This is a genomic window from Candidatus Poribacteria bacterium (assembly GCA_028820845.1).
Lineage (GTDB): Bacteria > Poribacteria > WGA-4E > WGA-4E > WGA-3G > WGA-3G.
Genome location: JAPPII010000055.1, coordinates 1 through 10,714 on the forward strand (window position 1 = coordinate 1; position 10,714 = coordinate 10,714).

10 protein-coding genes are annotated in these 10,714 nt (G+C 48.8%); 2 read left to right on the forward strand and 8 right to left on the reverse strand.

What is annotated here, in order from left to right:
* Positions 1-32: 32 nt before the first annotated feature.
* The 4 genes from OXN25_11575 to OXN25_11590 form a co-directional block, all read right to left on the reverse strand.
* A complete protein-coding gene (locus tag OXN25_11575; GenBank protein ID MDE0425500.1) occupies positions 33-500 on the reverse strand; it encodes a hypothetical protein in 468 nt (155 codons plus the stop codon).
* A 68-nt stretch (positions 501-568) separates the two neighbouring features.
* Positions 569-898 carry a hypothetical protein gene (locus OXN25_11580; protein ID MDE0425501.1) on the reverse strand — a complete coding sequence of 110 codons (330 nt, stop codon included), beginning with the start codon at positions 896-898 and terminating at the stop codon, positions 569-571.
* A 15-nt stretch (positions 899-913) separates the two neighbouring features.
* Positions 914-1,513, reverse strand: a complete 600-nt coding sequence (locus OXN25_11585) for a hypothetical protein (GenBank protein MDE0425502.1) — start codon at positions 1,511-1,513, stop codon at positions 914-916.
* A 329-nt stretch (positions 1,514-1,842) separates the two neighbouring features.
* The gene (locus tag OXN25_11590; GenBank protein ID MDE0425503.1) at positions 1,843-2,217 is read right to left on the reverse strand and encodes a site-specific DNA-methyltransferase; all 375 of its coding nucleotides are present in this window, start codon (positions 2,215-2,217) and stop codon (positions 1,843-1,845) included.
* A 480-nt stretch (positions 2,218-2,697) separates the two neighbouring features.
* Here OXN25_11590 and OXN25_11595 point away from each other — a divergent pair, with 480 nt between their 5' ends.
* The gene (locus tag OXN25_11595) at positions 2,698-4,659 is read left to right on the forward strand and encodes an SPOR domain-containing protein (protein ID MDE0425504.1); all 1,962 of its coding nucleotides are present in this window, start codon (positions 2,698-2,700) and stop codon (positions 4,657-4,659) included.
* A 16-nt stretch (positions 4,660-4,675) separates the two neighbouring features.
* Here OXN25_11595 and OXN25_11600 read toward each other — a convergent pair whose 3' ends face one another.
* The 3 genes from OXN25_11600 to OXN25_11610 form a co-directional block, all read right to left on the reverse strand.
* Positions 4,676-5,626, reverse strand: a complete 951-nt coding sequence (locus OXN25_11600; protein MDE0425505.1) for a PfkB family carbohydrate kinase — start codon at positions 5,624-5,626, stop codon at positions 4,676-4,678.
* Between the two features lie 15 nt (positions 5,627-5,641).
* Positions 5,642-6,727 carry a Gfo/Idh/MocA family oxidoreductase gene (locus tag OXN25_11605; protein MDE0425506.1) on the reverse strand — a complete coding sequence of 362 codons (1,086 nt, stop codon included), beginning with the start codon at positions 6,725-6,727 and terminating at the stop codon, positions 5,642-5,644.
* Positions 6,728-6,877: 150 nt separating this feature from the next.
* On the reverse strand, positions 6,878-7,765 hold the full coding sequence (locus OXN25_11610; protein MDE0425507.1) for an NAD(P)-dependent oxidoreductase: 888 nt from the start codon (positions 7,763-7,765) through the stop codon (positions 6,878-6,880).
* A gap of 189 nt (positions 7,766-7,954) precedes the next feature.
* On the opposite strand from OXN25_11610, the gene OXN25_11615 reads away from it, so the two are divergent.
* The gene (locus tag OXN25_11615; GenBank protein MDE0425508.1) at positions 7,955-8,989 is read left to right on the forward strand and encodes an acetylxylan esterase; all 1,035 of its coding nucleotides are present in this window, start codon (positions 7,955-7,957) and stop codon (positions 8,987-8,989) included.
* 7 nt (positions 8,990-8,996) lie between these two features.
* Here the strand turns inward: OXN25_11615 and OXN25_11620 are convergent, their stop codons facing one another.
* Positions 8,997-10,457: an undecaprenyl-phosphate glucose phosphotransferase gene (locus OXN25_11620; protein ID MDE0425509.1), complete on the reverse strand. Its 1,461-nt coding sequence runs from the start codon at positions 10,455-10,457 to the stop codon at positions 8,997-8,999.
* Positions 10,458-10,714 lie beyond the last annotated feature (257 nt).

Genomic DNA, 10,714 nt, shown 5'->3' on the forward strand with positions numbered 1-10,714 from the left:
CTGCCAGCAACTCAAATCACCCTCACTCAAATTTAACGCTGCGTAAGTCCTACTTGAGATAAATTCTCGGGGATGCTTTCTTTATCAGCATAATTCAGAAAAGTCGTAAAGAAAGAACTGTCCTTTTCCTCAGCCCTCAGTCTGCCTTTTTTGTGTTCATTGACCAGTTTTTTTACCTTTTCACAGATATAATGAGGGATTATATGTTCTTTTGGCACGTCATCTGCTGGATGAAATTCATCTCCTCCCCATTTATTCTCCCATTCGTCTTGGAAATCATTTACAAGATCCACATATTGGGTCCTATCCGCTGTGACGCTATTAACAGAGTCAGCAAGAAGGTTCATTATATCTCTTCCAGCGTGTGAGACAAATGTAATGTATCCTGAAGATTTGTTGTTTAGCTGTTCTATTGCACCTTTATATGCTTCGGCATACACAGGCAACTCAAGATCGTCGTTTATCCAGTCAAAGACCGTTCGTTGTCTTTCCGTGAGCATTCCGTTAGGATAGTCCTCCTCGTTCTAACCTCTCACTGCATACTTTCGGTTCGCTCTCTGGTAAGGTATCAAGTAGACCGATTCTCCGCCAAATCTTCATATACAATCCGGGCGATTTCGGGTCCAATCTTCTGGAGTTCTTCTTCCCACCCCGCCTCTTGGATAGGGACAGTGGCAACGAATGCACCTTTGTGTAGATCAATGGGGAAACCGTTTTCTTGTTCAACCCCGTTGCGGGCGTACCGAACCCGCGCCATAAAGAGCGGTCCGTACTCTCCATCATAGTGGAGTTCCACCCGTAGCAATTCAATAGAATCAGGTCCTGGCACCCGTCCAGCCAGGTCAAGCGTCTTAATCCTAAGGTCCATCTTATTAACGTTGTCAACAATATGTTTCATGAGAGTATCTCCTTTTCATTCTGAAAGCGATGGCTCTGGATAAACATCAAAACTGTTCTTTACACAAGTTGTGGGAATAATTCCGTGTGCAAGGATTTCGGCATCCCGTAATGCGCGGACAAGTGTCTCCAATTCAATTGTTAAGTTCGGCGGGCGTGGAGTGCCTTCGCTTGAAGGCGGTTGCTTCGCGTATTGTGCCAAAAAATGCCCCATACGTCCGGGATCAACAACGCCTAATAAGAAATCGGGCAACCCATCGTGCTGATAGGGTGGCCCCAAACTTATAGGCGACGGTAACATCTGTGCCACCTCTTTGACTGGGTCTAAGAGGCGTAATTCGGACGGCAGCGGTTCCTGAATCTCAATTTCATGGACGTAGGCAGGATCCTCTGGGGTAGGGACCCTCTCGCTGCTTAACATTGCGTAATGCCAAGCCACCGCGTAAGAGCGCGTAAGGGAAATAAAAGGACTATTCACAGTGCTTCTGGCAATATGAAGCATCTGTCGAGTTGTAGTAGGAGTCATTTCGGGATCCCTGGCAACAAAACCCTGTTCCATTGGATCACTGAGATACCAATAAGTATTAATACCTGCCCCGCGATAAAATATCGCCATAAGTCCCTCTTTTATCCTTTCTCCTTTTCCCAGATATAGATACGCATTAAGTTTACCGCCTATTGAACGCAAAAGTCAAGTGAAAACTTAACCGAGCATGAAGTTATTCCAATTGGGGAATTCACTATCTTTCAGAATGTTAGCCTTAAACATCATAGGTCCCTGAAGTGCTCTGAATTATATCTGCAACTTCTTGGGCGATTTCCACAATTGTAGAGTTTGATGTATTACGAGCAATGTTGTCTGCCAGAGATGGACTATGAGAAATAATTTGTACTGCCATCGGAAAAGGGCCACCGCCTAAACCAAGATTGTGCAATAATAACAATCTAAATGAAAGGAGTATCCAATGGCCAAACGAAATAGGGCCAGACGAGTGAGACTTCGCCGCGTTCTCGTAGGAATTTGGCTTCGATGTTCAAGCCAATCTTGTTGCGGAACCGAGTGTAGGCGTTGGCAAGGAAGTTTTTGTCGGTGATATAGTTGATGAAGGTGTTGTGGTTGAAGACCCAATGTCCTTCAATCTCATCGAAGAATTTTGCCTTGATTTCATCATCAGTGAGCAGCAATTTGATGAGATAGTGGTCTACTCGCCACGCGTGGTCTCTGACAGCAGCGAGGATAAGTTCGCCTGTGTCGTCAAGAAAGTTGAGGTTGGTTTTGAGAAGTGCGGTTAGTTTTTCATTGAAGTTTTGTTTTGACATAGGGGCTGTAACCTTCAATTTACAGGACTTACGCAATTTTGACCGTAGGGTGCTTTGTTAGATATAGTTGCGTGAAAAACACAGACGTTTTGGTGCACAACCTAACAGGTTATGCTACAAAAGAGCAGCATGCGTAAGTCCTAATTTATTTCGGATGACGGTAATTTTTATAGGAAATTCCGATTAAAATAACTTACTTTAAGTTTACCATACACCAGACGAAAAGTCAACGGAAATATACTGGCAAGGGCAGCGGTTGCGAATCCTCACCTTCCTAATAGACCCTACCCACTAATCGGTAAGATGACGTGGGTTTTTTGGATAGGCGTGTGTACCAATTTCTGCGAATTTGACGTTACTGATAGTGGACAAAACTTGCATGCAGCATTTATGAGAGGAAATCCTCAAGGAGGCATGCGTGTGGAACTATCGCGGCGTGAGGGTTCTGTGGATAAAAATACAAAAAATGGAGTCTATCCGATGCAATTAAATTTTTTTAAACTTATCAGACAACCGTTGATTCGAATCGGACAAGTGGTGAGTGTCGTCATAATAGCCTTTCTCGTTGCTTCCACAACTGCGTGGGCTTCTGGGATAGGGAAGCGAGATATTTTTGTCGGGGCAAGTGCCCGTGCTGTCGGTATGGGGAGTGCTTGGACGGCGGGCTCTGCCGCAACCAATGGATTTCTTTGGAACCCGTCTTCACTGGGATTTATGGATGGGGTTGAAGTGAATATGGGTGGCATGCCGTTTTCAGGGAGTCCCTCTGGGCTGGAACAGGCGTTCTCGGTCGCCGCGAATCCGCATACGTTTGGTTTGACGAATAAAAACGTTGGTAACTTATCTTTTGCGACTTGGCTTGATGGTTGGAGAGGCGACACAACGGAGTCTACGCAGATTGTGCTTTTAGGCTATGGACGTGCGTTGGGACAAAGTGCGTCAGCAGGGGCAAACCTACGCTACTATCAAAATAATACACCTATTAGAACAAACTTCCTCTGGAGCGTGGATTTGGGGATGCAGTTCGCTTATCCGTTGGAGAAATGGGGCGACTCGGTGACGGTCGGCGTGAATCTGTCCGAGTTGAGTAATGGGATTCGAGCGGATGGTGTCCTTCTTGAGAGTATCCCTTTGGCAGCGCGTTTAGGAACGACCTACCAATTAGGGAGTGAAACGCTGTTTTCTGCGGATCTTGCTGTTCGCGGTGAAAATGATGGCGGTTGGGGTGAAAGGCTTCGATTACACCTCGGCGCGGAACGTTGGCTGATTGGTGGACATGTGGGATTACGGGTCGGATACACGGCACTCACTGCTTCTGAAAGATTCTGGGGTGGCGAATGGGCACGGGGATTGAGTTTCCGAAATTCATCCGGACAACTTGATTATGCGTATGTGAATGGCAGTGAGTTAGAACAATCTGTCCATTGGATTTCAGCGACTTTACGCTGGGGCGCAGCGGACGCGATGCCGCTATCGGAACCTGTGCTAAGTGAGACCTCTGAAGCCGATGAACACGTCCCTATTTTAATGCCTGCGACGCTGACAATACATAAGAATGTACCTGAAACGCCTATCGGGAAACTACACGTCTCTATATGGGCGATTTCACCGAATAAGGATGGCTTTGCGGATAGCACTACGTTCCACTTTGAGGTCGGTTCAAATGATAAATGGTGGTTGATCCTCGTTGATGAATACACTGAGCGGATTTGGGAACGATCAGGAAGCGGATCGCCTATAGAAGGCATCACTTGGGATGGCGTTGCGGATACGGGGAACTTGGTTCCCGATGGGGACTACAAAGTGGAGTTGTATGTTTCAGACGCACAAGATGCACTGCAGCTCAGAGATAGTGAAAAGGTCACCGTTGATCTCATTCCGACGGCGTTAGAACTCTTTAGGGGAGCAGCTACAACCAATCCGAACGGAATGCGCGTATGGCACTCTCTGGGTATAAAGACTGTGGACACCAATCCGCTTGCATACTGGGAACTGAAGATTTTTGATGCGCGCAGCGTGCTTATTGAAGAGATGGAAGGGGCGGGTATGCCGCCAGCAGAGGTTGTTTTAAACAACTTACAAGGGAAACCTTTTGCGGCGTATACTTGTGAACTAAGCGTTCAAGATATAGCAGGCAATCAGAGCTCGCAACAGGTACAATTGCATCTTGGGGTAGAGCAGCAATCAACAAGGGCATCAGAATCCAAATGGACGCTTATGGTCGGTTCGTTTATAGAACGTCACTATGCTGAAAGGATGAAAGAGCAATTGCAGCATCAAAATCCGAGTCATAAGGTTGCTATACATCTCGCTACTATTGAGGGTAAAACGAGGCACCGTGTAACGATCGGGGAGTTCACTCACCGCGAAGAGGCAGCGGATCTCCGACGACAGATCCAAGAAATGCTTGATGTTGAACCGATATTGATAACTGTGCAATAGACGGACTTTTTCTGTTCTATAGGAATCGCTCAATCTCAGATGGCGTTGGCAATGCCGGAATTACGCCTACTTTCTGTGTTGCCAATGCGCCTGCAGCGTTGGCGTAACACATCACGAAATCAAGACGAGACGCGTCGAGTGCCTGAATGTCTTCGTGTTTCATCAATTGCATGAGCATAGCAGCGACGAATGCATCGCCTGCCCCAAGCGTATCAACAACATTGACAGCGAAACCGTCAACATAACCCTCAGCAGTCCCGTTTGTGTAGTAGCACCCACGTTCCCCTAACGTAACAACGAGCAGTTTTACGCCGAGTCCAAGGATGCGTTCAATCCCGCTCGCGAGTTCAGCATCTCCGGTAACGAATTCCCATTCTTCTTCTGATATTTTGACGACATCTGCGTAGGGCATAACTTCCCATATCCAACGTTTGGCATCATCGGCATTGTCCCAAAGCGGTAAGCGCAAATTCGGATCGTAGGAGAGCATCGCGCCGCTCACCTTTGCAGCCTGAATTGTCTGGAGTGTTGCTTCACGACTCGGTGAATGGCTGAGGCTAACGGAACCGTAGTGAAAAAGTTCCGCTGATTGGACATAACTCGTATCGATTTCGTCTGGAGAGAGTTGGATGTCGGCACCTGGATGTCGGTAGAAGGTGATGTCCTTCATACCATCGGAGCGTGTGGCGACGAAAGCCAGTGTCGTTCGAGATGTCTCTCCTGAGATGAGATAAGAGGTGTCTACACTGTTCTGTTCCAACGTTTCGCGCAGGAAATCGCCGAATGCGTCCGCACCGACCTTCCCAATAAATCCGGCATCTATACCGAGTTTGGCTAAACCGACAGCAACATTGGCGGGTGCGCCGCCGGGGGCTTTAACAAATCCTGGTGCTTCCGCGAGGGTTACATCGGGTGTTGTAGACACAAAGTCGATGAGGAGTTCACCGATACATAAGGCTCTTGGCATAAACGGTTGTTCCTTTTAAAATGTAGTCCGCAATTCTTGGGCTTGACCCGTCTGGGCGGATGTGTAGCCTGCATGGAAAATCTCTATGACGTGCCTTGCATGTTCTGCCGTAACAATCGTCGGTTTGTCCTCTCGGATCCAGTCTACCAACTGCATGATGTCCTCATAGACATGCGATTCCTGAATCTCGCGATGCGGTCCTACAACGTGTGGTAGCCCACTATCTGATGCCTCAATCGGTTTACCGTTCAGCAAATTCCCTTCAATCGTACCGGCAGTGCCGTGGATTGCTAATCTGCCTCTGACGACAGAACCAGCGGCGGCACCGTAGACGAAGCCGAAAAATGCATTGCCAAAGTCAACGAGAATAAAGGTATTGTCGTCCATATCGCACGGGAGCATCTCGCCTCGGAATTCACGTTCTTCGATACGGACACCGGAGAACGCCGTTACGCGTTTTGCGGGTCCTAAGATGCCGGTTATCGTATGCAAGCCGTAGACTGTCATGTCGTATAACGGTCCGCCACCGGGTTTGCGAAAATACCACGCTGGGTTAATGTTAGAGAGCGGATCGTCGCCTTGCCTAACGGATTCATTTTCATGGTATCTGCCGAAGGCGGATCCAGCGGCTGCCCACGTTAGTGTTCCGATGGCACCGTCATGAATGAGCCTGCGAATCTCTTGATGGATCGGACGGAGCATCTCACCTGGGGATGCTACCAATTTTACACCCTTACGCGCTGCGGATTCAATGAGATCGTCCGCTTCATCAACGGTGGTTGTCATTGTTTTGTTGAAGTGGGCATGAACACCGTGCTCAATGGCAAGTTTTCCTTGCTCATAGTGGAGACCGATGGGTGAGGCGATACTAACAGCGTCTACGTGTCCGTCTGATAGAAGTGCCTCATAAGTTTCGTAAGCGTGTGGCACCTTGAATTTTTCGGACGCGGCTTGTGCTCTACCTGGCACTGGGTCGCAGACAGCGGTTACTTCTAATCTATCTTGAACGTCGTCTTGTGTAAGGTGTGGCAGGATCCCGCGCACGGCGATGCTCCCGACACCGACAACACCGATCCGTACTCTATCACTGGTGGTTCCCATGATAATTCCTCCAATTTTGGCTATTGGTTATTAGCCATCCGCTGGCGGCTGTCAGTCACTCGTTTGTGACGGACAAAACATTTGTAAAGCCCACAACACCCTACTGACTGCTGAGAGTAGAGTGGAACGGAACGCCCTGACCGCTGACGGCTATTCCCGCCACGATGTTTCGTGCCGCCATCCGACAGCGGATTTGAGTTTATCGCAATTGATAAAAGATTGATGTCCTTGAAGTGTTCTGATTTTCGGAAGCAGTTCGGGTTTAAAACGTTCGACGAGTTCCTGAGAGGGTTCCAACGCTGAGGTATCATCGGCATTGAGAAAATAGACACCGTGTGGTGGTAGGGTGTCTGCTTTTTCCATGAGTAGACGGTGTGCGCTTGCAACATCTTCGCTTCCGACCCAACACCAGAGCCACGGGGTCCAACTCGTCGTCGGTTTGGCGTTTACTTTCATCTGATTGCGTCGTTCTTCTGGACTGATACCAGCGGGGCGCGTCACATAAGTGCGGATACCATACGCACGGGTATAACTCGCTAACAGGTCCTCACCACAACGTTTGGAGAAACTATAGGAGTCTTCAGGGTAGCAAGGGTGTTCTTCGTCAAGTGGCAGGTAGTCTATCGGGATATGGGTTTTGCTAATTCGGAAGCCGTGTCCCAGTGCGCAGTTGCTGCCGCACATCACGACTGTTTGCACATCTGCTTCAATTGCGGCTTGCATGAGGTAATAGGTGCCGAGCATATTTGTTTTAAAGGTTGCATCGAAAGGGATGCCTTTCTCGGCTGCGTCTGCCCGTAAATCTGGGTGATCGACCGGATTCGGCTGTGCGCCGAGGTGCTGGATTGCGTCCACGCCTTCAACGGCGCGCTGACAGTCCTCAAAATTGTTTAAGTCGCCTTGGATAAATGGAAGATGTGCGAATTCATCGGGTGGATTTCTACGTGACATCAGCACCAGCGAGTGTCCTTCAGTTTCCAATTCTCGAATGACGAACTGACCGAGCCTACCGCTGGCACCCGTTATTAATATTTGCATTTTTTTACTATTGCCTCTGAGCTGCCCTTTCGTTTTTTTGCCGATGGTTGTCGGTTATCAATTGACCGACAACCAATAACCGATAATCAAAAAGAGTTGACAGGTCTGCCTCTGTCGTCTATGATTATAATACATTATAGCACCGCCTTGAATTTTGTCAAGTGAACCGAACTACGGGGGGAAATGGTAATGTATGATGCTGACGTACACTTTAAGAACTTATATGATACTGTTCCACGAACGTATGAATTTCAGGAGACCTCACGCGAAGGTTTCTTAACGTGGCAAGCGGCTTTTCGTCCGAAGCTTCGGGAAATCCTCGGTTTAGATAATATGGAATCCGATCTGGCGGACTATGTGCCGAAAGCCGAGCAGCTGGAAGTTTTGGATATGGATGACCACTTTCGGGAGAGTTGGTATTTGTGGGTAGAACCGACAGTGCCACTGCCGTTCTATCTCCTTCGTCCGAAGACGATAGAAGGCAAGCTTCCACTGGTGCTTGCGCCGCACGGACATAATCATCCGCATATCTATGCCGGTATTGCACATTCGGAATCAGAAGAGAAACACATGTTGGAGGGTGAACGTGACATCGCACGGCAGGCAGTTGTTGAGGAGGGTTATATCGCCATTGCCCCCACGACGCGCGCTTTCGGTGAGACGCGCACCGAAGCAGATAAAGAAGCCGATAATACGCATTCCTGCCGACACCAGTTGGTTCATAGTATACTGGTCGGACGGACGCCGATCGGTGAACGGGTGTGGGATATGTCGCGCCTCATTGATTGGGCAACGGAGCATTTGCCCGTAGATGCCAATCGCATCGCGATTACTGGGAACTCTGGCGGTGGGACGGTGTCCCTTTTCGCCGCAGCATGTGAGACACGTATCACTGTAGCGATGCCGAGTTGTTATTTCTGCACGTTTGAAGGGAGCATCGGTATGATCCGGCATTGTGAATGTAACTATGTGCCGGGTGTGATGCGGCTTGGAGAGATGTATGATGTTGCGGGCTTAATCGCGCCACGCCCGTTCTGTGCGATTGCTGGACGCGATGACGGTATTTTTCCGATTGACCACGTTGCGTTGGCTTATGAACGGTTAAAGTCAATCTATGCGACCGCGGGTGTTGCGGACAGGTGTGCGCTTTTTATCGGTGAGGGTGGACATCGGTATTACAAAGCCGGGGCATGGCCCTTTTTGCGACGGTATTTCTCGGAATAGATGTGAATTATCGCGAGCCTTTTTTGATTGCCCACAACGTTTTCAGGATGATCTTAATATCCAAGCCGAGGGACCAGTTTTCGATATAGTATCGGTCGTAAGAGACCCGTTCTTCAAGGGAGGTATTGCCCCGTAAGCCGTTGACTTGTGCCCAACCCGTCATACCCGACTTGACGCGCTGCCGCGCGAGATAGTGGGGTATGGATTCTCGGAATATGTCGATGAGTCCGGACATCTCCGGTCGGGGTCCAACGAGACTCATATCCCCTTTGAGGACGTTGAAGAATTGGGGTAGTTCGTCTAAACTCCAACGTCTGAGGAATTTTCCGAATGAAGTCTCTCGTGGATCGTCATCTTTTGCCCATACGTGTCCGACTTTCTCTTCGGCATCGGCGTGCATGGAGCGGAATTTGTAGATGTTGAATCGCTTTCCGGCTCTACCGACGCGCTCTTGGCGGAAAATTACTTTACCGGATGAAGTCAGGCGGATCGCTACCGCAATTGTTAACATGAGTGGACTTAGCAATATCAAGGCAATCAGGCTGAAAACGATGTCTATAAGACGTTTGACGATGCCCTGCATGCCCTGCATCGGGGTTTCTCGGAGTCGTAGCACCGGTATGTCATCGAAAAAGGTGATAGCCGTGCCGCTTCTGATAAACTCGGAGAGCTCAGGGAGTAAGTTTATTTGGACAGGCAGCCCTTCGCAGGCGTGGAGAATCTGTAGAATGGTGTCATTAGACACTGTAGGCGATGCGATGAAGAGCGTGTCAAGTCGATGCGTTTGCACCAATTCGAGGATGTCTTGACTTTCGCCGAGATATGGCAATTGGTTGTCGGCTATCGGCTGTTGGTCTTCAGCGCTTGGTTGGAAGGCTGGAAGGCTGGAAGATTGGGGGACCTTTACTTCATCAATTATGCCTAACAGTTTGTAACCGCTATTCGCTCTCGCTTTCAAGGCATTAATCAACTTTTCGCCGCGCGCCTCATAACCGACGATTGCGACGCGCTGGACACCGATCTCCTGCGCGTGAATCGCCTGTCGGAATCGGTAAAGGACGAGTCGTCCCAGAAACAGCCAGACGAGACTGAATCCAGAGGCGAGCAGCATGACCCAACGCGAGTAGGCATCGTGGTGGAAAATAAAAAAGAGCGCGGCTAATGTAGCGATGAGCGCGATACCGGTGGCTTTACAGAGCGTCCAGAACGCTGAAAGTGTGGCGTTGTTTTCAGGACGATAGAGTTTTAGTGCTTTTAGCGTCATTAACCAGATAATCGCCATCAGCGGTATGAGTCGGAAATAGTCGTCGAGCGGAGGGGCACCGCCTTTATGGAGGGCAAGGACTTCAGGGGTCCAACCCGATTCAAACCGTACCCAGTATGCAACGACAACTGCAGTAGCAACAAAACCGAGATCAAATAAGACTGTGAGCGTGATGAGCAGATGGTCGAGCGTTTTGTTGGTCATTGCCGTTTTTTTTGAACACCCTTATCCGATAATGAACTCTGGCAGCTGCTCCAACAATATTTCTGGTATTCTCCACCAAACTTGCCAACTCATAGACGGATGTAAAGTGAATATTACACCGTAAGGATTTGTTTGCCGCCAACTTTTTCTATTATTAGGCTTTTCCCAATCGGTCGGGGCAAGTAGACGAAGATATGCACTGTCTAGGTAGTGTTTACATTGTGTAAGTTATTGACATTTTTGTTAGGTTTTGGTAG

Bases quoted from the DNA above. Each gene is read 5' to 3' on its own strand.
- OXN25_11600 (MDE0425505.1), bottom strand. From the start codon at position 5,626: ATGCCAAGAGCCTTATGTATCGGTGAACTCCTCATCGACTTTGTGTCT.
- OXN25_11605 (MDE0425506.1), bottom strand. From the start codon at position 6,727: ATGGGAACCACCAGTGATAGAGTACGGATCGGTGTTGTCGGTGTCGGG.
- OXN25_11580 (MDE0425501.1), bottom strand. From the start codon at position 898: ATGAAACATATTGTTGACAACGTTAATAAGATGGACCTTAGGATTAAG.
- OXN25_11595 (MDE0425504.1), top strand. From the start codon at position 2,698: ATGCAATTAAATTTTTTTAAACTTATCAGACAACCGTTGATTCGAATC.
- OXN25_11575 (MDE0425500.1), bottom strand. From the start codon at position 500: ATGCTCACGGAAAGACAACGAACGGTCTTTGACTGGATAAACGACGAT.
- OXN25_11590 (MDE0425503.1), bottom strand. From the start codon at position 2,217: ATGTCAAAACAAAACTTCAATGAAAAACTAACCGCACTTCTCAAAACC.
- OXN25_11620 (MDE0425509.1), bottom strand. From the start codon at position 10,457: ATGACCAACAAAACGCTCGACCATCTGCTCATCACGCTCACAGTCTTA.
- OXN25_11610 (MDE0425507.1), bottom strand. From the start codon at position 7,765: ATGCAAATATTAATAACGGGTGCCAGCGGTAGGCTCGGTCAGTTCGTC.
- OXN25_11615 (MDE0425508.1), top strand. From the start codon at position 7,955: ATGTATGATGCTGACGTACACTTTAAGAACTTATATGATACTGTTCCA.
- OXN25_11585 (MDE0425502.1), bottom strand. From the start codon at position 1,513: ATGGCGATATTTTATCGCGGGGCAGGTATTAATACTTATTGGTATCTC.